The sequence below is a fragment of the Brachybacterium netajii (SeqCode) genome (genome assembly GCF_054114245.1).
The window spans coordinates 469,517-491,439 of sequence record NZ_JBSYXB010000002.1 but is presented as its reverse complement, the minus strand read 5'-3'; the positions used below and the strand labels follow the sequence as shown (position 1 = coordinate 491,439).

At 71.2% G+C, this 21,923-nt stretch carries 18 protein-coding genes; 8 read left to right on the top strand and 10 right to left on the bottom strand.

Annotated elements, in window-relative coordinates:
* Window positions 1-50 precede the first annotated feature (50 nt).
* The 3 genes from ACXET9_RS05940 to ACXET9_RS05930 all read left to right on the top strand — a co-directional run bounded on the left by ACXET9_RS05940 (window position 51) and on the right by ACXET9_RS05930 (window position 2,922).
* On the top strand, window positions 51-875 hold the full coding sequence (locus tag ACXET9_RS05940; RefSeq protein ID WP_457885576.1) for a helix-turn-helix domain-containing protein: 825 nt from the start codon (window positions 51-53) through the stop codon (window positions 873-875).
* Between the two features lie 159 nt (window positions 876-1,034).
* Window positions 1,035-2,102, top strand: coding sequence for an iron-siderophore ABC transporter substrate-binding protein (locus ACXET9_RS05935; protein ID WP_457885575.1), 1,068 nt, complete (start codon window positions 1,035-1,037; stop codon window positions 2,100-2,102).
* The gene (locus tag ACXET9_RS05930) at window positions 2,095-2,922 is read left to right on the top strand and encodes a peptidase C39 family protein (protein WP_457885574.1); all 828 of its coding nucleotides are present in this window, start codon (window positions 2,095-2,097) and stop codon (window positions 2,920-2,922) included. The genes ACXET9_RS05935 and ACXET9_RS05930 overlap by 8 nt, the downstream gene beginning before the upstream one ends.
* A gap of 13 nt (window positions 2,923-2,935) precedes the next feature.
* On the opposite strand, the gene ACXET9_RS05925 is transcribed toward ACXET9_RS05930, so the two are convergent.
* From ACXET9_RS05925 to ACXET9_RS05890, 8 genes are all read right to left on the bottom strand, one after another.
* Window positions 2,936-4,975: a GMC oxidoreductase gene (locus tag ACXET9_RS05925; protein ID WP_457885573.1), complete on the bottom strand. Its 2,040-nt coding sequence runs from the start codon at window positions 4,973-4,975 to the stop codon at window positions 2,936-2,938.
* Window positions 4,968-6,626, bottom strand: coding sequence for an NERD domain-containing protein (locus tag ACXET9_RS05920; RefSeq protein WP_457885572.1), 1,659 nt, complete (start codon window positions 6,624-6,626; stop codon window positions 4,968-4,970). The genes ACXET9_RS05925 and ACXET9_RS05920 overlap by 8 nt, the downstream gene beginning before the upstream one ends.
* A gap of 128 nt (window positions 6,627-6,754) precedes the next feature.
* Window positions 6,755-7,462, bottom strand: coding sequence for a GNAT family N-acetyltransferase (locus ACXET9_RS05915; protein ID WP_457885571.1), 708 nt, complete (start codon window positions 7,460-7,462; stop codon window positions 6,755-6,757).
* Window positions 7,463-7,507: 45 nt separating this feature from the next.
* Window positions 7,508-10,432 (bottom strand): DEAD/DEAH box helicase, encoded by a 2,925-nt coding sequence (locus tag ACXET9_RS05910; protein WP_457885570.1) that lies wholly within the window; start codon window positions 10,430-10,432, stop codon window positions 7,508-7,510.
* 67 nt (window positions 10,433-10,499) lie between these two features.
* Window positions 10,500-10,895: a (deoxy)nucleoside triphosphate pyrophosphohydrolase gene (locus ACXET9_RS05905; protein WP_457885569.1), complete on the bottom strand. Its 396-nt coding sequence runs from the start codon at window positions 10,893-10,895 to the stop codon at window positions 10,500-10,502.
* Between the two features lie 54 nt (window positions 10,896-10,949).
* The gene (locus ACXET9_RS05900) at window positions 10,950-11,459 is read right to left on the bottom strand and encodes a hypothetical protein (protein ID WP_457885568.1); all 510 of its coding nucleotides are present in this window, start codon (window positions 11,457-11,459) and stop codon (window positions 10,950-10,952) included.
* A 40-nt stretch (window positions 11,460-11,499) separates the two neighbouring features.
* Window positions 11,500-13,017, bottom strand: coding sequence for a DUF1846 domain-containing protein (locus tag ACXET9_RS05895; protein ID WP_457885567.1), 1,518 nt, complete (start codon window positions 13,015-13,017; stop codon window positions 11,500-11,502).
* 24 nt (window positions 13,018-13,041) lie between these two features.
* The gene (locus ACXET9_RS05890; RefSeq protein WP_457885566.1) at window positions 13,042-13,779 is read right to left on the bottom strand and encodes a hypothetical protein; all 738 of its coding nucleotides are present in this window, start codon (window positions 13,777-13,779) and stop codon (window positions 13,042-13,044) included.
* Between the two features lie 183 nt (window positions 13,780-13,962).
* On the opposite strand from ACXET9_RS05890, the gene ACXET9_RS05885 reads away from it, so the two are divergent.
* Together ACXET9_RS05885 and aqpZ are read left to right on the top strand one after the other, a co-directional pair.
* A complete protein-coding gene (locus ACXET9_RS05885) occupies window positions 13,963-14,664 on the top strand; it encodes a hypothetical protein (protein ID WP_457885565.1) in 702 nt (233 codons plus the stop codon).
* Window positions 14,665-14,779: 115 nt separating this feature from the next.
* Window positions 14,780-15,520 (top strand): aquaporin Z, encoded by a 741-nt coding sequence (gene aqpZ / locus ACXET9_RS05880; RefSeq protein WP_457885564.1) that lies wholly within the window; start codon window positions 14,780-14,782, stop codon window positions 15,518-15,520.
* A gap of 37 nt (window positions 15,521-15,557) precedes the next feature.
* Here aqpZ and ACXET9_RS05875 read toward each other — a convergent pair whose 3' ends face one another.
* Window positions 15,558-16,205: a TetR/AcrR family transcriptional regulator gene (locus ACXET9_RS05875; RefSeq protein ID WP_457885563.1), complete on the bottom strand. Its 648-nt coding sequence runs from the start codon at window positions 16,203-16,205 to the stop codon at window positions 15,558-15,560.
* A gap of 105 nt (window positions 16,206-16,310) precedes the next feature.
* Here ACXET9_RS05875 and ACXET9_RS05870 point away from each other — a divergent pair, with 105 nt between their 5' ends.
* From ACXET9_RS05870 to ACXET9_RS05860, 3 genes are all read left to right on the top strand, one after another.
* Window positions 16,311-17,135, top strand: coding sequence for a sugar phosphate isomerase/epimerase family protein (locus ACXET9_RS05870; RefSeq protein WP_457885873.1), 825 nt, complete (start codon window positions 16,311-16,313; stop codon window positions 17,133-17,135).
* 419 nt (window positions 17,136-17,554) lie between these two features.
* Window positions 17,555-19,408 carry an HNH endonuclease signature motif containing protein gene (locus tag ACXET9_RS05865; RefSeq protein WP_457885562.1) on the top strand — a complete coding sequence of 618 codons (1,854 nt, stop codon included), beginning with the start codon at window positions 17,555-17,557 and terminating at the stop codon, window positions 19,406-19,408.
* Window positions 19,409-19,525: 117 nt separating this feature from the next.
* Complete coding sequence (locus ACXET9_RS05860) at window positions 19,526-20,284, top strand: sulfite exporter TauE/SafE family protein (RefSeq protein WP_457885561.1); 759 nt, start codon at window positions 19,526-19,528, stop codon at window positions 20,282-20,284.
* A 31-nt stretch (window positions 20,285-20,315) separates the two neighbouring features.
* Here the strand turns inward: ACXET9_RS05860 and ACXET9_RS05855 are convergent, their stop codons facing one another.
* Window positions 20,316-21,872, bottom strand: a complete 1,557-nt coding sequence (locus ACXET9_RS05855; RefSeq protein ID WP_457885560.1) for a UDP-N-acetylglucosamine 1-carboxyvinyltransferase — start codon at window positions 21,870-21,872, stop codon at window positions 20,316-20,318.
* Window positions 21,873-21,923 lie beyond the last annotated feature (51 nt).

The window sequence follows — 21,923 nt, the reverse complement described above, 5'->3', positions numbered from 1 at the left end:
GCCTGCCCGGTGAGCGCAGGGCGAATGGAGGAGACGGTAATCTCCGCGCCATGACCGCTGCGCGCACCGACGGTGCGGGGCTCGGGGCCTGGCGCCGCGAGCCCCGCACCGTCGTGCTGGAGGCGGCGGGCCTGCCGGAGGATGCGCCCGCCGCCTTCGTCATCCATGCGGAGAAGCACTCGGCGGACGTGCCCACCGAGTTCCCCGAGCACACCCATCCGCTGCATGAGCTGGTGTGGGTGCGGGGCGGGACGATGAGCGCCCGCGTCGGGGAGCGGCTGCTGACGGTCCCCGAGGGCCGTGGCCTCTGGCTGCCGGCGGGCACCGCGCATGCGGGCCGGCTGACGGCCGACGTGGAGCTGTGCGATGCCTTCTTCGCGGTCGAGGATCCGCCGCCCGGGCTCGAGGAGGCGCGCGTGCTGGAGATGGACGAGGTGCTCGAGTCCCTGCTGCTGCGCCTGACCCGCACCGACCTCGATGCGGGTGCCCGCTCGCGCACCGAGGCCGTGGTGATGGACGTGCTCGTGCCGTCGGCCGATCCGCTCGAGCTGCGGGTGCCCGCGGATCCGCGGATCGCGCCGATCGCCGAGGCGCTGCTCGCGGATCCTGCCGATCCGCGCGATCTCGAGCACTGGGCGCGCGAGCTGCGGCTGGGGGAGCGGACCATCACCCGCGCGTTCCGGCAGTCGACGGGGCTGACCTTCGGGCGCTGGCGGCAGATGCTGCGGGTCCATCAGGCGCTGCAGCTGCTGGGGGAGGGGGAGAGCGTCCAGGAGGTCGCGCTGCTGCTCGGCTACGGCCGGCCCAGCACCTTCATCGCCGCCTTCTCCCGCGTCATGGGCACCACGCCCGGCGCCTTCGCCGCTCGCCGCTGACCCGACGGGTGGCCGTTTTCGCGCATCGCCTGTCCCCTCCCCGTGATTGCGGACATTCGCAACCCTCTCTACGCTGAACGAGGCAAGGCTGCCCTCACCTCCTCTGCGGGGTCCTGCGGCAGCGCGGGCCCCGCCCGCCCCTGTTCCCGGAAGGACCTCATGTCCGCTCTGCCCCGCATCGCGTCCGCGGCCCTCGCCGCGGCCGCCGCCTCCCTCGTGCTCGCCTCCTGCGGCACCACCGCCGTCGACGAGCCGACCGCGCAGGCCTCCGACGCCGCCGCGGCCATCTCCGACGAGTGCGCGGCGGACACCACCGCCACCTCGACCGAGCCCGTCAGCCTCGTCGACGGCGTCGGCCGCACCGTCGAGCTCGACGAGCCCGCCGAGCGGATCGTCGTGCTCGAGTGGCAGCAGATCGAGGACGCCCTCACGCTCTGCGTCGCCCCCGTCGGCGTGTCCGACGCCGAGGGCTTCACCACCTGGGACAGCGCCGAGGTCCTCCCCGAGGGCGTCGCCGACATCGGCGCCCGCGAGGAGCCCGACCTCGACGCCATCTACGCCCTGGACCCCGACCTCATCGTCGTCGAGGCCTTCAGCGCCGACGACGAGATCATCGCCCAGCTCGAGGAGGGCGGCGTGCCCGTCCTCGCGACCCTGGGCGCGGACCCCGAGGACCCGATCGGCAACATGCTCTCGGTGTTCACGATGATCGGCGAGGCCACCGGCCGCAGCGAGCGCGCCGACGTCGTCGTCGACGAGTTCGAGACCCACCTCGCCGAGGCCAAGGCCGAGGTCGAGGGCGCGGACCTGCCCACCACCGACTTCCTCTTCTTCGACGGCTGGGTCGACAGCGGCAACCTCACCATCCGCCCCTACACCGACGGCGCCCTGTTCACCGAGCTCGGCAAGGAGCTCGGCCTGACCCCGGCCTGGGACGCGGACATCGAGGCCGACTACGGCACCGGCGGCGTCTACCCCGACTACGGCCTGACCTCCACGGACCTCGAGGGCCTCACCGCCGTCGGCGACGCGAACCTCTTCTACGCAAACGACGACGGCGCCGGCAGCTACGTCGAGGAGATGGAGAAGAACGAGATCTGGACCTCCCTGCCCGCCGTCCAGGAGGGCCGCGTCCACAAGTTCCCGCCGCGGATCTGGGGCGCCGGCGGCCCCCGCTCCTGCGAGCAGGCGATCGACGCCTACGTCGACGCCATCACCGGTGCCTGAGCACCGGACCGTCGAGCTGGCGGGCGGAGCATCCGCACGGATCTCCGCCCGCCCCCGGACCGCGAGCTGGAGCGTCGAGGAGCTGGAGGGGTCGGGGAGCGCCCCCGCCGGCACCGTCCTCGATGCCCTGCTCGCGGTCGCCCGCGCCGAGGGCGCGGCCCGCGTCGTCCACGACGGCGCGATGCACTGGCTGATCCCCGGTCCCGCCGCGCCCGCCCCGCCGCATCGCCGCCAGTGCGCGCCCTTCTCCTGCGGCGCGGCCGCCGCGCTGATGGCGCTCGCCGATGACGAGCCCGCCGACGAGGAGGCCTCCCGCGCCGCCGAGCTGCGGCTCTGGCAGCAGGCGACGAACCATCCCTCGATCGAGCCCTACGGCCTCGCCGTCGCGCTGCGCCGCGCGCACCCGCAGCTCCCGCTGGAGATCCGCCTGGACGTCGAGCGGCCCGTCATGCTCGAGCATCTCGCGGCCGACGAGGCCGCCTGGCGCCAGCTCCTCCAGCTCGCCTTCCGCGAGGACGCCCGCGCCCTCGGCATCCCCGCCCCGCGCGAGCGGCTCACGATCGCCGAGCTCCGCGAGGCGCTCGAGACCGGCCGGCAGGTGCTGCTGCTGATCTCGCTGCAGGAGTGGATGGGCGTCGAGGTGCCCCACTGGGTCCTCTGCCGGGAGGCCCTCGACGGGGTGATCCTCGTGGAGGACCCCTGGGTCGACGAGGGCGCCGACCCGGCCGCCTCCCATCTCCTGCCGATCGCCGACGCGGACCTCGACGTCCTCGCGAGCCTCCACGACGACGGCTACCGCGGCGCCGTGATCGTCGGGTAGGCATCCATCGCCTCTACGGGGCGGCGAGCTCGGTGATCCGCAGCGCATTGGCGAGGATCGTCAGCACCGGGTTCGCCCCGCCGTTGGTGACGTGCACGGAGCCGTCGGCCACGACCACCCCCTCGAGGCCCCACACCCGGCCCGTCGGATCCACGACGGAGCGCGCGGGATCCTCGCCCATCCGGCAGGTCCCCGCCTGATGCTGCCCGGCGGAGACGGGGGTCGGCCAGGTCATCGGCGCCATCGGCACGACCTGCGCGGCGCCCGCCTCCCGCAGCCAGTCCGCGGCCCGCGCCGAGAGCAGGTCGCGGCCCCGCAGGTCCTCCGGGTGCAGGCTCCCCGAGAGCCGCACGAGCGAGCGGCCGAAGCGGTCGGTGCGGGAGCGATCGAGCTGCACGCGCGCGTCGGCGGTCGTGACCTCCTGGATCGGCCCCATGACCCGGCCGATCCGCAGCATCGCCCGCTCCGCCTCCGCCGAGCCGACGGTGACGTCGGGATCCAGCAGGCCCGTCTCGCGCAGCATCCGCTGGGTGGAGGCGGGGGTGGGCACGAACTCGTCGGCGAGGATCCCGCCGCCGACGATCCCCGGGTTCCCGTGCCGCAGGTCCGCGGTGCCGATGTCGACGCCCGGGCCGCGCAGGTCCACGACCGGCTCGTCGAAGAGCGCGGTCGCACCCCCGTAGGCATGCCCCTGCAGATGCCGGCCCACCTGGTCGTGATCGTTGCCGAGCCCGTCCGGATGCTCGGCGGTCGCGCTGTCCAGCAGCAGCCGGGCCGTCTCGATCGCCCCCGCGGCGAGCACCACGAGCCCGGTCGCGATCTCGCGCCGCCAGATCCCGCCGTCGTCGCCGACGAGCAGGACGCCGCGCGCCCGCCCGCCCGGTCCGACGAGGACCCGTGAGGCCTGCGCGCCCGGCAGCAGGGTCGCCCGTCCGGTCGCGAGCGCCGCGGGGAGCGTCGTGCTGTGGCTGCCGGCCCGCGCGCCGACGGGGCAGTCGAAGCCCACGCACTGCGAGCAGCGGATGCAGGCGGCGCGCCCGCCGTAGGGCGCACTGTTGACCAGCAGCGGCACCGGCTGCGTGCCGAGCCCCATCCGCGCCGCGGCCGTCTGCAGACGGTTCCCCAGCGGGGACCGTGCGAGCGGCCCCATCGGCAGCGGCGCCGAGCGCGGCCCCTCCCACGGATCCGTCGACGGCCCGCCGCTGACGCCGAGCATCCGCTCGATGCGCGCGTAGTACGGCTCGAGGTCGTCGTGGGAGATCGGCCAATCGGCGAGGGAGGAGCCCTCGGGCACACCGTAGGTGCTGGCCATCGCGAAGTCCCGCGGACCGAACCGCCAGGCCTGGGCGCCGTAGACGCGGGTGCCGCCGCCGATCGTCATCGCGTTGTCGTTCCAGGCCCACTGCCCGGGAACGGCATCGACCCAGTCCGCCCCGGCCTCCGCGGGCCCGACGCGGGTCGCGCGGACCTCGGCGCCGGTCGCCGGCCCCGACCACGGTGGCAGGCCGAGCCCCGCCCGCGGGGTGCGCAGATGGTCGACCAGCAGGGAGCGCCGCGCCGGCAGGCCCCCGCGCTCGACGACCAGCACGCTGCGCCCCGACTCGGCGAGCACCTGCGCGGCCACGCCCCCGCCCGCACCCGAGCCGATCACGATCGCGTCGTAGCGCTCCCGCAGATCGGCGGGGGAGGCGAGCGACGCATGGTCGATCAGCAGCGGCTCGAGCCGCTCCGGCGCCGGCGGCGACCAGGCCTCGACGTGCGGGGCGAGCGTCGGCCCGACCCGCTCCGGGGCGAGGCCCCGCTCGTACAGGAGGTCCCCGACGATCGCCCGCACCGCCTGCTCGTCGGCCGCATCGTCGGCCTGCGCGGCGAGCACCCGATCGACCCAGCCGATCGGCGCGCTCGCATCCAGCGCCTGCAGCCGGTCCACGAGATCGTCCACCAGCGCATGCGTCGCGAACCCCGGATCCAGCACGCGCGCGATCCGCGGACGCAGCAGCCCGGCCTCGGCGCGCAGGCGGTCGGACTCCGTCCCGGGCCCCGGATCAGGCATCCGCGCCCCCGCTGATCCGCTGCCACACCTCGTCGCCGCCCGCATCCCAGATCTCCCCGGGATCGCCGACCACGACGAGCAGCGAACGCGCCCGCGAGAGCCCGACGTACAGCAGATGCGGGGCCCGCTCGTCGGAGTGGAAGCCGTTGACGGCGAGCACGACGACGCGCCGCTCGAGGCCCTTGGTGTTCAGCACATGCCCGTAGAAGACGTCCTCGCCGGCGAAGAACTCGTCCCAGTAGCCGTCGAAGCCGGCATGCTCGATCCGCGCGACCTGCTCGGGATGCCGGCTGCGGGTGGTCAGCAGGGCGATGTCCCCGGGCTCCCAGCCCTCCTCGATGAGCCGCTCGACGGCATCGTCGGCCGCCGCGACCGCCTCGGAGGTCTTCGCGCGGACGTACCGCACGGGCTCGCCCTCGGGCAGCCGCGGCGTCTGGTCGATCGGCGTCAGGGGCGCGAAGGTGCGGGCGATCGCCGCCGTGGAGCGGAGGTTGTCGTCCAGCGGGAACGGGTTCAGGGTGATCGGGGCGACGCCCTCGCGGTCGAAGACGCTCTGGTGCTCATCGGTGAACACGAACAGCACCCCGGTGGCCTGATCCCGCAGGCAGGGCAGCAGGCCGTCCCACCAGGCGTCGGCGAAGTCCTGCCCCTCGTCGACGACGATCGCGTCGAAGAGCTGCTCGGGCGGCTGCTCGCGGGCGACATCCGCGAGACGCTGCGGCAGATGGTGCTCGTAGTAGGTGGCGGCATCGCCGCTGAACTCGTCGACGTTCTCGACGCCCCAGTGCACCGGCAGATCATGGAAGAGCCCGACGAACGCCGGCCGCTCCTCCTCGGGCCACGTCGAGGCGAGCAGCTGGAAGTACCGGGCGAGACCGCGCGAGTAGCACAGCAGGGCCGAGCGGAAGCCGTCCCGGGCGAGGGTGCGCGCCTTGATCATCGCCAGATGCGTCTTGCCCGAACCGGCGCCGCCCATGATCTGCGCACGATGCTGGAAGCGGAGCATCCCGATCGCCCGCTCCTGCTCCCGGGTGAGCTGGTTGCCGCGGTCCTCGATCTCGCGGGAGGCGAGCTGGACGTTCTCCAGGGCCCGATGCGTGCGCCGCAGCATCGTCACCGCATGGTCGCGCTGGTCGGCATCGAGCGGGATGTACCCGGCCTTCTCCTGACGATGCAGCGCCACGGCGATCCGCTCCGGCAGATCCTCCAGATCCGTGCCGTCCAGCACGAGCTCCCGCGGCGCATCCGGCACGTGCCAGTCCGCGGGCAGCTGCGTGTACGGCAGGGCGACCAGATGCGCGGTGCGCCCGATGACCCGCGAGGAGGTGGCGTTGAGGTACTGCACGAGCTCATGCTTCGCCCGCTGCGCCTGCTCGATGGGCGAGGGCTCGAGACGGTGGGCGCCGTGCCGGTCGGACTGCGTCCACACGCCGTCCGCGACGCCGACGCGCCCGCCCTTGACCTCGATCACGGCGGTTCCGACGCCGGGCCACAGCACCAGCAGATCGATCTCGATCTCGCGCCCCCGGGCGGTGATCCGCTGGCCGGCGATGAGGGTGGCATCCGCCGGGAGCTGCTCGCGCAGCCGTTCCCAGACGGCCTCCTCGGCGCTCGAGACGAAGGCAGGGGCTTCGGGGAGCAGATGCGGCACGGGACGCCTCCTCGAGGTGACGACACGCAGCGTCATCGCTGCGGATCTCCAGGCTATCGGGCATTCCGGACGGGTGGTGGGACTCCGCGAAGTCCGCCGGAGCGCCGCCGATCGCGGCCGACGGGCCCTCAGTCGGCGGAGTCGACGACCTCCCAGGTGCCCAGCAGCACGAACCCGGCGGCACGTGCGAGAGCGGCCGAGGCCGTGTTCTCGAGCTGGCAGCGGTACTGCGGCTCGTATCCCCGCGCGAGGGCCTCCGCGCTGATCGCCCGCACTGTCGCCCGCCCGAGGCCCTGCCCGCGATGCTCCGGCAGCGTGATCACCCCGAGATCGGCGAGCCGAGTCCCGCTCCACGGGTACATGCTCGCCGCCGACGCCAGGCGCTCGCCGACGAACGTGCCGTGCACCAGCCAGTGGTCGAGCTCGATGAAGGCCTCGTCGAGGTCCGCGGGGGGCGCCGCCTCGGCGAAGGCGGCGAACGAGGCGGCATCGTCGGCGCTGAGCGCACGGGTCCCCGGGACGCGCTCCTCGCCGGCGAGGACGGCCTGCTCCTGGCGCGGGAGGTGGAACACGCAGTCGGGATCGTTCAGCGCGATCCCGGCGCGCGCGATCCGGGCGGTGAGCTCGGCGATGGCGATCCGCTCGCCGTCGGACACGGCGAGCTCCTCCGCCCGCGCGGGCGTCACGGAGAGCACGGTGCCTCCGCCGTCGAGATGCAGCAGCGACAGCGACCGGTTCGCCGGGAGCTCGGGATCGACGACGACGGCCGCCTCGCCCTCATCCGGCAGGTCGGCGCCGGCGGGAAGCCAGTGGGCGAGCAGGAGCGGCGTGAACATGAGGGCGGAGCACCTTCCGGCGATCGAGCAGAGCCGCGCCCGAACCTAGCCGAGCCGAGCACCCGGGGTCGAGAGGTTTTCCCTGTGCTCCGCCCCGACCCTCGCCTTGGTGGTGCTGGTCAGGTAGTCGTAGAGGTGGGGGCCGACGGGGGAGTCGAGGGCGAGGCGCATCGTGACAACATCGTGCGGGACACCCTTGGCTGACGGCATCGTCTCTTCCTGAGCGTCATGCGGGCGTGCCTGGCCGAGGTAGTAGAACTCCGAGCTCTCGGCATCGTCCTTCTTGACGAAGACGTGCAGGTCCGCAGGGCTCTCGGTGTCCAAGAGAGCGCGGACTTCCTTGCTTTGAAGAGTAAGCCCAGAACGCGTGAACCATCGTAGATTGCGCTGGTCCAGAAACTCATCGCCATAGGCGAGGGAATCTGCGATCTGATCGTCCTTGTGGTAGGTGACGAAAACAGGGCAGGTGTTCGTTGCAGGATCCAGCTTGTACCCGAAGATGACGCCTTGCTGATTCGACCCCCAGTTCAAGAGTCGGCAGGCATCCTTCCGGGAGTACCGTTCCCCAACCGTCAGCGGCCGGTTCCACGAGTAACGATGCCGTGCGAGATGTAGTCCCGTTTCGATGACGTCGTCGACATGTGCCGCGAAGTGTCCCCCGGCCTGATAGAGAGTGGCGAACTCCGGCGTGAGGCGAATGCGGTCCTGATGTCGGGTGAGGACGCCGACCTGCCCGTATCGCTTCTTCTCCTGCTCGATGGAGAAGGAGTAGTCGAGCAGTCGAATGGCAGACGCGAAGCTGGCCGTCGAGACCTCGCCGATCTGCGTCTCGAGGACAACCTCAAGATCCCGTACCGACGACTCGGTCGTCCGCAGGAGATGCTGGAGGATGAGGAGCTCATGGGGGCGCTTGCCGTTGAGGATCTCGAACGATAAGAAGGTCAGGAAGTGCTGCTCGCTCACCACCGGGGCGACGTCCACCTTCTTCGCCGCGACCAGGAAGTCCCAGTAGTTTGTCTTCCGCTTCGTCGCGATGAGGACCGGATCAACGGTCTCGAAGCGTGCGAAGTCGTAGAGCCGGGGAACCGTCCCGAGGCGTTGCTCGAGGTCATGCAGCGCACGCTTCAAGTTGGGCATGCTGTCGAGACGGGCCTCGGAAAGTGCGTCGAAGATGCGCTGTCGGGCGACAGGCTGGAAGGTCACGCTCGACACGCCGGCAATCGATCCCGCGGTCTCTGCCTCGATGATCTTCTTCCGCAGGACGTCCTTGTTGAGCGAACTGTCGCCGAAGAGAGCGATCGGGATCATGAAATTGTTCGCGTAGTTACCGATGAAGTCGATGACGCGTAGGTGATCCTTGCCGACGGCTTTGCGGAGACCTCGGCCAAGCTGCTGGGTGAAGACGATGCTCGACTGGGTCTGTCGCAGCATGACGACCTGGTTCACCGACGGGATGTCGATGCCCTCATTAAAGATGTCGACCGTGAGGAGATAGTCGAGATCGCCGTTCTCTAATGCGGCGACGGCGGCCTCTCGCTCGACGAGGGGATCGGCGCCGCTCAGGGCGCGTGTGCGAAGCCGCGCGCCATGGACGACGGCGTCGTTGAGGCGTCGTGACAGCTGCTGAGCTTCCTCAATGCGAGAACAGAAGATGAGGCCCTTTGCGTCGCCGACATGTCCGTACTGCTCAAGAGTCTGGACGATATGGCGGGTGCGCTCCGGCCCTGCGAGGCGCGAGATCGGGGCGTCGTCGCCGACCGTGTTCCCCTCCTCGTCGACATAGTCGTCAACCCCGTAGTAGGTGAACGGAGCCAGCATGTCGTTCTCCAGTGCCTGCTGGAGCCGAATCTCGTACGGCACGGTGTAGTCAAAGAGCTCGAACACGTTGAAGGAGTCCGTGCGCTCCGGGGTCGCGGTGAGCCCAAGAAGGAAACGTGGGGAGAGGTGGTCGAGGAATCGGAGATAGGAGGCTGCGCCGGACCGATGGACCTCGTCAACGATCACCAGATCGAAGTCGTGAGGATCAATGGTCTCGAGTGTGGACGGTCGGGATAGTGACTGGACGGTCGCGAAGACGTGCCCGGTATCCGGTATCGCCCGACCGCCGGCAACGAGGCTCATCCCATCCATCCCGCCCGGCAGGACGCGGGCGAACTCCTCACGGGCCTTCGACAGGATCTGCTCCCGGTGAGCAACGAAGAGGAACCGTGGTGGATTGATGGCCCGGGTGGCGAAGGCTGCGAGGATGGTCTTCCCAGTCCCCGTGGCGGAGACGACGAGGGCGCGTGACGATCCCGCATCGCGGACCGCCTGGATCGCGTCAAGGGCCTCGGCTTGCATCGCGTTGGGGTAGAGCGTCCCGGTCGGCAGAAGCGACGGCAGGCCTGCTTCGCGTTCTGCGGAAGAGTTCTGTGGATCCCACCGTGCGGCATATTCGTCGATCCACCGGTAGCTCAGCGGGATGGAGCGTCGCCGCTGGGCAGCGATAGCGTCAGAGAGCTGCCTCGTGATGTCGCCATCCGGCATCGCGCTAAACCGTAAGTTCCACTCTTCATTGACGAGGAGAGCGTTCCGGGTGAGGTTGGAGCTTCCGATGATTGCTGCCTGCTCCGCGCCCTGCTGGAAGAGATATCCCTTGGCGTGAAATCCGGCGTCACTCTCGACGACGCGGACCTCGAGCTGAGGGAACTGCAGAAGTTCACGAAACATGTTCGGATGGTTAAATCCGAGATAGTCCGAGGTGATGATCGTTCCCTGGCCAGGGAAGTCCAGAAGATCCTGCTTGAGGAGGCCCAGTGCTCCCGGTGTCAGGAAAGCAACGGAGAAGAGGAACGAGGTCGCATGGCGAAGCTCATGCTTGATCGCCCGCAGCATCGTGTCGGAGTCATCGTTCCTCACCAGCGTCGGGTGGTATAGGCGCTGGGACGGAGTGGTGTAGTCGACGAAACCGAAATGCAGATCGGCGGTCAATAGGTCCCTGGAGAGAGCCAACGCTGACGGATCCTTTGTATGAGGGTGGGAGGTGATGGAGCGCGGGTCAGAGCCGGATGGCGTCGACGATCGGCACGTCGGCCGGCGACCAGTCCAGCCCGTCGAGCTCGGTGAGCGGGACCCAGCGGAAGGCGTCGTGGTCGGTGCTGGCCACGGGGGCGTCGCCGTCGAGGGTCGCCCAGTAGCAGGCGAGGTCGATGAGCCGTGCGCCGAGCGGCGTCGTGCAGCGGGCCGCGAGGGCGCCCACGGCGACGTCGACGTCGAGCTCCTCACGGAGTTCGCGGACGAGGGCCTGTTCATGCGACTCGCCCTGCTCGACCTTGCCGCCGGGGAACTCCCAGAGCCCGCCGGCGCTGCGCTCGGGGTTCCGTCGGGCGGCGAAGACGGTGTCGCCGTCCCGGATGATCGCGCCGACGACGACGAGGGGAGTGCTCGGGGACATCGATGCTCCTGGTGGTGAGAGGGGCCGGCCCGGCCAGCGTAGCCGTCCCCGCCGTCACTCCTGCCGCACGAGCTCCCCGTCCTCCAGGACATAGGCCAGCTGCCGCGCATGCGGCTCGCACTGATCGCCGTTGGGGCTGACGACCGCGGGATCGGCGACGTCATCGGTGGAGGCCTCGAGGCCCGGATCGCCGATGACCTCGATCGCGACGGCGTCGAGCGCGGTCATCTCGGCGGCGGGCACGTCGAGCCAGACGTCGGGCATGTCGGCCGAGACCACCTGCTCGACGCTCGAGACGTGGCTCCCGGAGGTCGCGGTGACGCGCGCCGAGGCGGCGCCCGCGAGCGCGGCCTCGTCGAGCCGCACGCTCACGCCGTCGGATGCACCGATCTCCGTGCACGCGACCGCCAGGTCGCTGTCGCGGCCGAAGAGGCCGACGGCGCCGCCGATCCCGAGGCCGACGACCAGCCCGAGGACGCAGGCGATGACCGCGACCGTCCGCGCGCGATGCGAGGACGGGGCGTCCGCCGCATCGTCGTCGGCAGGATCGGGCATATCGCTCATGCCCGCCATCCAACCCCGCGGGCGCCCCCGCGTCCAGGCCTCAGCGCTTGTGCCAGAGGCCCTTGCGCTGGAACGTCGGCTCCGAGGTCACGGAGATCCCGAGGTTGCGGAAGATGCTCTCGTCGACCTCGCCGAGGATCGTCGTGGTGTGCACGTCGCAGCCGGCGAGGCTCTTCAGCGCCGCGAGGGAGCGGCGGGCGCTCTCGTCGTCGGACGCCGAGACCGACAGCGCGATCAGCACCTCGTCGGTGTGCAGGCGCGGGTTGCGCGAGCCCAGGTGCTCGGTCTTCAGCGTCTGGATGGGCTCGATCGAGTCGGGGGAGAGCAGCCGCACCTCCGGGTCGATGCCCGCCAGATGCTTGAGCGCGTTCAGCAGCATCGCCGCGGAGCAGCCCAGCAGCGGGGACGTCTTCCCCGTGATGATCGTGCCGTCGGCCAGCTCGATCGCCGAGGCGGGCTCGCCCGTCGCCTCCTGCACGGCGAGGGCGGGGCCGACGACGGCGCGGTCGCGGGTGGTGCAGCCGGCCCGGCTCATGACCATCCCGACCCGCTGGCTGAGCGTGTCGTCGAGATCGTTGATGCGCTCGTCGACGAGGGCCTTGTAGTAGCGCCGGATGATCTCCTGCCGGGACGCCTCGCGGCAGGCCTCGTCGTCGACGATGCAGTGCCCGGCCATGTTCACGCCCATGTCGGTGGGGGAGGCGTAGGGGGAGGAGCCGGTGAGCTGCTCGAGGAGCGTGCGCAGCAGCGGGAACACCTCCACGTCGCGGTTGTAGCTGGTGACCTGCTTGCCGTAGGTCGACAGATGGAACGGGTCGATGAGGTTCACATCGGCGAGATCCACGGTCGCGGCCTCGTAGGCGAGGTTCACGGGATGCTCGAGCGGCAGGTTCCAGATCGGGAAGGTCTCGAACTTCGCATACCCGGCGGCGATGCCCCGCTGATGGTCGTGGTAGATCTGCGAGAGGCAGGTCGCGAGCTTGCCCGACCCCGGGCCGGGCGCGGTCACGACGATCAGGTCGCGGCTGGTCTCCGAGTACTCGTTGACCCCGAGGCCCTGCTCGGAGACCACGCGGGCCGCGTCCTGCGGGTAGCCGGGGATCACCCGATGCCGCGCGACCTTCAGGCCCAGCCGCTCCAGCCGCTCCATGAACGCGACGGCCACCTGGTTCGCGTCGTCGAGCTGCGTGAGCACGACGTTCTCGACGAGGAAGCCGGCCTCGCGGAACACGTCGATGAGGCGCAGCACGTCGTCCTCATAGGTGATGCCGAGGTCCGCGCGGACCTTCTGGCGCTCGAGGTCCTTCGCGTTCAGGCACACCAGGATCTCGAGCTCGTCCTTCAGACGGTGCAGCATCGCAATCTTGTTGTCGGGCGTGAAGCCCGGCAGCACGCGTGCGGCGTGCATGTCGTCGAAGAGCTTCCCGCCCATCTCGAGGTAGAGCTTCCCGCCGATCTCCCGGCGCCGCTCGTGGATGTGCTGCGACTGCAGCTCGATGTACTTCTCGCGATCGAAGCCGACGCGACGGGCAGGTGCAGAGGAATCCACGGAGGTCACCCCGGCACGCTAGCACCGGGGCTCTCAGACTCCTGCGAAGGACGCGACCGCCACATGGTCCTCGACGGGCTCGCCCTTGTCGGTCGAGCGCTGCACGGTCCACAGGTCCGAGCGCTCGTCGAAGGTCCCGAAGATCTCCAGCTCGGTCAGCAGCTCGGAGCCGTCGTCGCAGGAGTACCAGCTGAACCAGTCGTCCCAGTGCTGGTCATGGTCGTGGGAGAGCGCCGTGCAGCGGGTCCCGTCCACGAGATCGACGTACAGCGGGAGCGGCACGCCCTCGCTCGCGTAGACCGTCGTGTCGTCGTCGACCGCCGTCGGCGAGGAGAAGGTGACGCCCGTCTTCCCCGTCCCGTTGGTGATGCAGACGACGGTCGCATCGTCGTCGACGAGGCAGGCGAGCAGGCTCGAGGCCGTCGTCCCGCAGGTGAACATGTCCTCCTGCATCGAGTAGCCGCTCGGCGAGATGCTCGAGAAGTCGCCGCCGTCGCACAGGTCCGTGCCGACCTCCTGCATGTCCCAGCTGTCATCGGGCCAGATGAGGGCGATCTCCGTGGCCGCGGGATCCTCCGCGGTCGGCTCCTCGGAGGTGGCCTCCTCCGTCGTCGGCTCGTCCGTCGTCGGCTCGGGAGTCGTGGCCTCCTCGGAGGTGGACTCGAGGGTGACGGTCGGGTCGGCGGGATCCTCCTCGCCGCAGCCGGCGAGTCCGAGGGCAAGCAGAGGGACGGCGAGAGCGGCGAGCGTGCGGGCGGCCAGCGGGCGCATGGGGGACTCCGGGGGAGAGGAGGTGGGGCGGGTCACCCCATTGGACCCGGCGGGGCACGGACGCGCAACCGGGCGCGCCCTCCGATCGGATAAAGTCGTCGACGGACTTTTTGCTCGTGATCCCGGTGCCGCCTGCGGCGTCGGTCCGGTGGCGTCGATCTCATGAGGGGGACCGCGGTGTACATGACCGATCCGAAGCTCCAGGCGATCCTGACCGCCGTGGCGGGGATCAGCGAGGAGGAGTTCGCGGTCGACCCGACGGCGGTGCGAGGTCGGATCGGCGAGGCGCTCCTGGCCGCCGTGTTCTCGGTCCGTCCCCGCTTCCAGAAGGAGCCCTGCGCGCAGCGCGCCTTCGCCGACGCGCGCACCCTCGTCGACACCCACCCGGCGATCGCCGACGACCTCCGCGCCCTCGCCGAGCTCGACGCCGATCAGATCGCGGCGGTCATGGGCCCCGCCCGGGACGGCGCCCGCCCCAAGGCGCAGTCCGTGCTCGATGCCGCCCACGCCCTGCTCTCCCTCGATCCCGCGGTCGCGACGGCCTCCGACCTGCGCCGTCAGCCGCTGCCGGCGGTCCAGCAGGCCCTCCAGCGCATCGGCCGCCAGGGCGCGGTCGCGACCGCGCACATCCCGCTGCTCGCCGGGCACCCGCAGGCGTCCACCGGCGACATGCTGCGTCGCTTCGTCGACGCCGTCCTGTCCCGCTCGGGCCTCGATGTCCGCGGCGCCGACGGGACCCGGCAGGCGATCGCCGAGGAGGACGCGGTCGCCATGGTCCGCGCCGCCTGCGACACGGCCCCGCGGGGCGTCTCGGCCGAGGCCTTCGAGCATGCGGTCTGGCGGGAGCACGGGGCCGCGCGCATCCAGTCGAACCCCTGGGCCTGAGTCCGTGGAAGAACGGAGACGTGACCTGAGTCTCCTCGCGTGGAAGACTCCACAGCGCGCCCCGGGGCCGATTCCCGGAATCCGCGCCCGTGTACCGGAACCCCCGGAGGTCCCCGTGTCCGCAGATCCTTCCCCCTCCCTCCTCTCCAAGCTCGCCGCCGAGGCCCTCGGCACCTTCTGGCTCGTCCTCGGCGGCTGCGGCTCGGCGATCTTCGCCGCCGGCTTCCTCAACGCCGACGGCACCCACCTCGGCATCGGATTCCTCGGCGTCGCCCTCGCCTTCGGCCTCACGGTCGTGACCGGCGCCTACGCCGTCGGCCACATCTCCGGCGGCCACTTCAACCCCGCCGTCTCCTTCGGCTGCTTTCTCGCGAACCGCCTCGAGGCCAAGCTCCTGCTGCCGTACTGGGGCGCGCAGGTCGTCGGCGGCCTCGTCGCCGCCGTCGTGCTCTACGTCGTCGCCTCCGGCGCCGACGGCTTCTCGATCGACCCCACCGCGGCCGGCTCCTTCGCCACCAACGGCTACGGCGAGCTCTCGCCCGGCGGCTACAGCCTGCTCTCCGCGGCGATCATCGAGATCGTGCTGACGGCGATCTTCCTCTGGGTGATCCTCGGCGTCACCGACGGCCGCGCCCCGGCCGGCTTCGCCCCGCTCGCGATCGGCCTCACCCTCACGCTGATCCACCTGGTCGCCATCCCGATCACCAACACCTCGGTGAACCCGGCCCGCTCGATCGCCGTCGCGGTCTTCGACACCGGTGCGCTGAAGCAGGTGTGGCTGTTCATCCTCGCGCCGCTCGTCGGCGCCGCGATCGCCGGCCTCGGCCACAAGGCGCTCTTCGCCGCGAAGAGCTGACGCGGTCCCGTCGATCCCGCCGTCCCCGCCGTCCTGCTCAGCGGGCCGGCGGGGCCAGCAGCACGGCGAAGGTCTCCAGGGTCCGCTGCAGCTCGATCGAGGGCTTCAGCAGCCATTGGATCTGCAGGCCGTCCGAGGCGGCGACCAGCAGGGCCGCCATGGCCTCGGCGTCGATGTCCCCGCGCACCGTCCCCGCCTCCTGCCCGGCACGGAGCTTGTCCGCGAGCTCCCCGCGGATGCTGTCGAAGCGCACGGTGAAGAACTCGTGGGCGGGAGAGCCCTCGACCGCGAGCGCGGTCGCGACGAGCGTCGAGTACAGCTCCACGAAGCCCGGCACCTCGACGTTGATCATCGCCGCATGCACGATGACGTCGAGCGCGGTGGTCGCCTCGCCGAAGACGTCCTCCGCCGAGTCGCGCTGCGCCTCGGCGTGCTCGTAGACCGCGACGAGCAGCTGCTCGCGGGAATCGAAGTAGTGCAGCAGCGCCGCATGGGAGACGCCGATCGCGGTCGCGATGCGGCGCAGGGAGGTGCCGTCGGCCCCGCGCTCGCGGAACACCTCGATCGCGCGGTCGAGGATCTCCTGGCGCCGGGCGACGCCCTTGGAGTAGGAGCCCGCCCGGCCGATGATCGGGCGCTCGGCGGGGGCGGAGCTGGTGGGGGAGGAGGCTTCGTCGCTGTCCATGCCGAGACTGTACCGCTAAAACCTTCAGTCGGAAGGTTTTCGATGCTAGCGTTTCCTCCAGCGCCCGCGCGGGCGGCGACGACGTCAAGAAAGAAGGTCACCTTCGTGAACCTGCCCCTCGCATCCGTTCAGCTGTACACCCTGGCCGCCGAGTTCACCGCCGACATGGCCGGCTCCCTCGATCGCCTGGCCGCGATCGGCCTGAAGAACGTCGAGGCCTTCGACTTCGTCCGTCGGCCGAAGGAGATCCGCGCCGCGCTCGACGCCTCCGGCCTCGCCTCGCCCACCGGCCATGCGCCCCTGCTCTCCGACGAGCTCTGGACCCCGGACGGCTCCATCCCCACCCCGAGCCAGGACGTGGTCTTCGAGGCGGCCGCCGAGATCGGCATGTCCACCGTCATCGACCCGATGGTGCCCGCCGAGCGCTGGCTCACCGAGGACGGCGTGAAGGACATCGCCGACCGTCTCAACGCCGCCTCCGAGAAGGCCGAGGAGTACGGCCTGAAGGTCGGCTACCACAACCACGCCCAGGAGTTCGTCGCGAGCTTCGACGGCAAGACCGCCTACCAGTACTTCCTCTCCCTCGTCTCGGCCGACGTCGAGATCGAGCTCGACCTCTTCTGGGCCCTCGTCGGCGACCAGGACGTCGTCTCCCTCGTGCGCGAGCTCGGCGACCGCCTCGTCGCCGTGCACGTCAAGGACGGCGTCGCGCCGGCTGCGAACCCCTTCGCCCCGGGCGCCCCCGCCTTCTCCTCGGCGGACCTCGACCAGCGTCACGCCGGCACCGGCGACGTCCCCACCGTCGAGGCCCTCCAGGCCGCGACGAACGTCAAGTACGCCGTCATCGAGTACGACAACGCCCCCGGCGACGTCTTCGCCGACGTCGAGAACAGCTACCGCTTCCTGATCGACAACGGCCTCGCCGTCTGATCGACCGCGGATCGCCCGGGACGGGGCGGGGAGGAGTCGGGAACGGCTCCGCCCCGCCCCGTCGTCGTTGCCGGGAGAGGCCGGCGGCGCGAAGGGTCAACACCCCGGATCATCGGCCCGGATCGAGTTGTCCACAGGGGTGGCGCCGCTCGAACGACTGTTCTATGATGGAGGAGTCGTCGCAGGCCAGGGGTGGTTTCTGGGGGCGTCGGGTGGCCGTCGTGCCGTTCTGGCGACCCTCCGCCGATCCCGCCCTCGGACCTGCTCCATCGGCGCCGAGGACGGCGCCGTCCACCCCGGGAGGAGGGGCCATGGCACGCAGGAGGGACGCCCGACCCCGACCCCGCGCGCGCTCGCGTCGCGCCGCATCCGGGGGAGGCCTCCGCCCGTTCGCCGCTGTGCGTCCAGCACCGCACCTGTTGCCGCAGCCGTGCTCTCCCGCGCCGACGCCGCTCGACCCGGCCGCCCGCGTCCTCGGCGCCGCGACCCGCCTCCTCGCCGACCGTCTCGCCGCTGTCATCGCCGAGGAGGCTCCCGCGGCCGCCGCACCGCCGTCGGCCTTCGGCGCCGACGTCGCCGGCCGGATCCTCGACCCGCACGACCGCGCACGCGCCGTGAAGCCCGCCGGCATGGGCCGAGCCCGCTCCGCCGCCTGGGATGCGGGGCAGCGCGCCGGCCGAACCCGCGGCGAACGCTCCGGCGCCGCCCGCGGCTATGCGGCCGGCCGCCGGTTCGGCCGGCGCGAGCGCGAGGCGGAGCTCCTGCCGCCGTGCAAGCCCGTCCGCGCCTGTCGGCCGCACGACCCCGACGCCTTCGCCGCCCGCGCCCAGGTCGAGCCCGACTCCTTCGAGGCCCTCGCCGCCCGCGAGCTCCACGGCATGCGCGCCGAGATCAACCGCGTCCACGCCCAGCAGCTGCGCAGCACCGCCCTGCTCTGGGACGACGAGGACCCGGACCCCGCCGGCGACGCCTTCGCCCTCCTCGTCGCCGACGCCCGCCGCGTCACCCTCCCGCGCGCGAGGGCTCTCCTGCGGGACGCCGTCACCGCCGTCTCCGAGATGCACCGCACCTTCGACCGCTTCGAGCAGGGGCACTTCCCTGTCGAATGGCACGAGATCATGCTGCGCCGCGTCCGCCGCCTCACCGCCGAGCAGCGGATCCTCGTGGACGCACGCGTGAGCGAATGGGACCTCGAGAACATCTCCATGGCCACCTTCCTGCGGAACCTCGGCCTGCTCATCGCCTGGTTCCGCGACCGCACCGACGAGCCCAGCCCGCTGCGCCGCCGCCACGTCCAGCTCGACGTCGACCCCGACGGCGACGGCACCGCGAGCCTCACCGTCACCGGGCCCCTCCCCGAGATCCTCGACCTCTCCCGCCGCCTCGACCTCGCCGCGCGCTCCGTGCAGGACGCCCAGCGCCGCGCCCTCGACGCCGACGAGCCCGTCCCCTTCGACCTCGACGGCGAGGCCCAGGACGCCGGCCGGGCCTCCGGGCTCGGCGCCCTCCGCTACGCGATCCTCCAGCGCACCGTCCTCGCGACCCCCGGCGTCGACACCCGCGGCTCCCGCTACCGCCTGCAGGTCGTCGTGCCGATGCTGACGCTCCTCGGCCGCTCCGACGCCCCCGCCGTCATCGGCGGCATCCACCCGCTGCCCGCCTCCCTCGCCCGCAAGCTCGCCGCCGACGAGCCCGTCTGGCACCGCATCCTCACCGACCCCGCCGACGGCCGCTTCCTCCCCGTCCCCGCCCGCCAGTACCGGCCCACCGCCGAGATGGCCGAGCACCTGCGCCTGCTCAACCCCGTCTGCGCCGTCCCCGGCTGCATCGTCGACGTCGGCGGCGTCGGCGAGATGGACCACATCGAGGAGTTCGACCACGCGCACCCCGAGCGCGGCGGACCCACCGCCGTCGAGAACCTCCACCGCCTCTGCCGACCCCACCATCGGATGAAGACCGACGGCGAGCTCGACGTGCTCCGCGCCCCCGACGGCACCTGCACCTGGATCGTCCGCGGCCGACGTCTCGAGGGCATCGAGGCCGAGCACGACCTCATCACCCCGCTGCATGCGGCGATGCTCGCGAGCATCGCCCTCGACGAGCGCGAGCAGGAGGTGTGGGAGGACATCGTCCGCTCCTTCTCCGATGCCCCGCCCGATCCCAGCGCCGACGAGCAGCCGCCGACCCCGCCGGACCCGATCCCGCTGCACATCCTGCTCGGCGACCCGCTCTTCGCCGGCACCGCCCCGCCATCGACGCGGCCGCCCTTCTGACGACCCGCTGACAACCCGCGGGCACCGGGCCGTCGGCATCGATGCAGGGAGTAGGGTTCCTCGTCGTCGTCCAACCCCGGGAGGCCCCTCATCTCCGGATTCCTCGCCCACCTGCCCGTGCTCAGCACGGGGGAGTGGCTCCTCGTCGTCCTCGGCGCGCTCGTCGTCGGCTTCTCCAAGTCCGCGCTCCCCGGCGCCGGCACCATCGCCGTCGGCCTGTTCGCGATCGCGCTCCCGCCCAAGGAGTCCACCGCGGCGCTCCTGCTGCTGCTCATCCTCGGCGACTGGATCGCCCTGTGGATGTACCGCCGGGAGCCCGACTGGAAGACCCTCGTGCGGCTCATCCCCAGCGTCGCCGTCGGCCTCATCATCGGCGCCCTGTTCCTCGCCCTCGCGGACGCCGGCGCCGTCCGCGGCGGCATCGGCGTCATCCTGCTGCTGCTCGTCGCGATCACCGTCTGGCGCCGCCGCACCGGCGCGAAGAAGGTCCCCGACCCCGACGACGACGCCCCGCCCGTCGGCCGCCTCTCCCGCATCGCCTACGGCTCCCTCGGCGGCTTCACCACCATGGTCGCCAACGCCGGCGGACCGCCGATGTCGATGTACTTCTACGCCATGCGGATGCCCGTGATGACCTTCCTCGGCACCTCCGCCTGGTTCTTCGCCGTCATCAACATCCTCAAGCTGCCGTTCTCGGCCTCGCTCGGACTGTTCCGCGTCGAATACCTGCTGATGGACCTGCTGCTCGCGCCGCTCGTGATCGGCGGCGCGCTCGTCGGCCGACGCATCGCCCAGCGGGTCCCGCAGAAGGTCTTCGAGAAGGCGATCCTCGGGCTCACCGTGGTCTCCGCGCTCGCGCTCATCGTCGGCGCCTGAGCGCGAGCGCCGGGACCTCCCCGCGGGCCCCTCAGATGTCCCGGAAGGTCTCGATCCGGGCGCCGAGGGCGTTCAGGCGCTGGGCCAGATCCTCGTAGCCGCGGTTGATGACGTACACGTTGCGCAGCACCGAGGTGCCCTTCGCCGCGAGCATCGCCAGCAGCACCACGACCGCCGGACGCAGCGCCGGCGGGCACACGAGCTCGGCGCCGGACCAGTGCGTCGGGCCCTCGATCAGCACGCGGTGCGGATCCATCAGCTGGACCTTCGCGCCCAGCTTGGTGAGCTCGGTCAGGTAGATCGCGCGGTTCTCGTACACCCAGTCGTGCAGCAGGGTCCGGCCCTCCGCCGTCGCCGCGATGACCGCGAAGAACGGCAGGTTGTCGATGTTCAGGCCCGGGAACGGCATCGGATGGATCTTGTCGATCGGCGCCTTCAGCGTCGAGGGGAAGGTCGTGATGTCGACCAGACGGGTCTTCCCGTTCTCCGCCATGTACTCCTCGGAGCGCTCGTAGCGGAAGCCCATCTCCTCGAGGATCGCCAGCTCGATCTCCATGAACTCGATCGGCACCCGGCGCACCGTGATGCTCGAATCCGTGACGATCGCGGCGGTGATCAGGCTCATCGCCTCGATCGGGTCCTCGCTGGGCGCGTACTCGACGTCCGTGCGGATCTGCGAGCGGCCGCGCACGCGCAGGGTCGTGGTGCCGATGCCCTCGATCTCGACGCCCAGCTCGACGAGGAAGAAGCACAGGTCCTGGACCATGTAGTTCGGGCTCGCGTTGCGGATGACGGTCTCGCCCTCGTAGCGGGCCGCCGCCAGCAGGGCGTTCTCGGTGACGGTGTCGCCGCGCTCGGTGAGCACGATCGGCCGGGAAGGGCCCGCGCCCGGCGTCGCATGGGCCTGGTAGTGGCCCTCCGCGGCGACGACCTCGAGGCCGAAGGGGCGCAGCGCCGTCATATGGGGCTCGACGGTGCGGGTGCCGAGGTCGCAGCCGCCGGCGTAGGGGAGCTGGAACTCCTCCTCGCGGTGCATGAGCGGACCCATGAACATGATGATCGAGCGGGTGCGGCGCGCGGCGGCCGCATCGATCGAGCCCAGGTCCAGGGACTCGGGGACGACGATCTCGAGGTCGTTGTGCTCGTTGAGCCAGCGGGTGCGCACGCCGATCGAGGTGAGGACCTCGAGCAGCCGGTTGACCTCCTCGATCCGCGCGACCTTGCGCAGGATCGTGGTGCCGGTGTTCAGCAGCGAGGCGCACAGCAGGGCGACGCCCGCGTTCTTCGAGCTCTTCACGTCGATCGCGCCGGACAGCGTGGTCTCGCCGTGGACCCGCAGATGGCTCGGACCGGACGCGCCGAGGCCCACGAGCTCGGAGTCGAGCGCGGAGCCGACGCGGGAGAGCATGTCCAGGGTGAAGTTCTGCTGGCCCTTCTCCATCCGGTTCACGGCGCTCTGGCTCGTGCCCAGCTGCTCGGCGAGCTGGGTCTGGGTGAGCCCCGAGTGCTGGCGGGCATCGCGGATGAGGGCGCCGATCCGAGCGCGGTAGGTCAGATCGGACTCGTCGACGGTCTGGGTGTCGGTCATGCGCAGAGGTTATCTCATCCATGAGATATCGGGGGAGGCGGTCTCGACGAG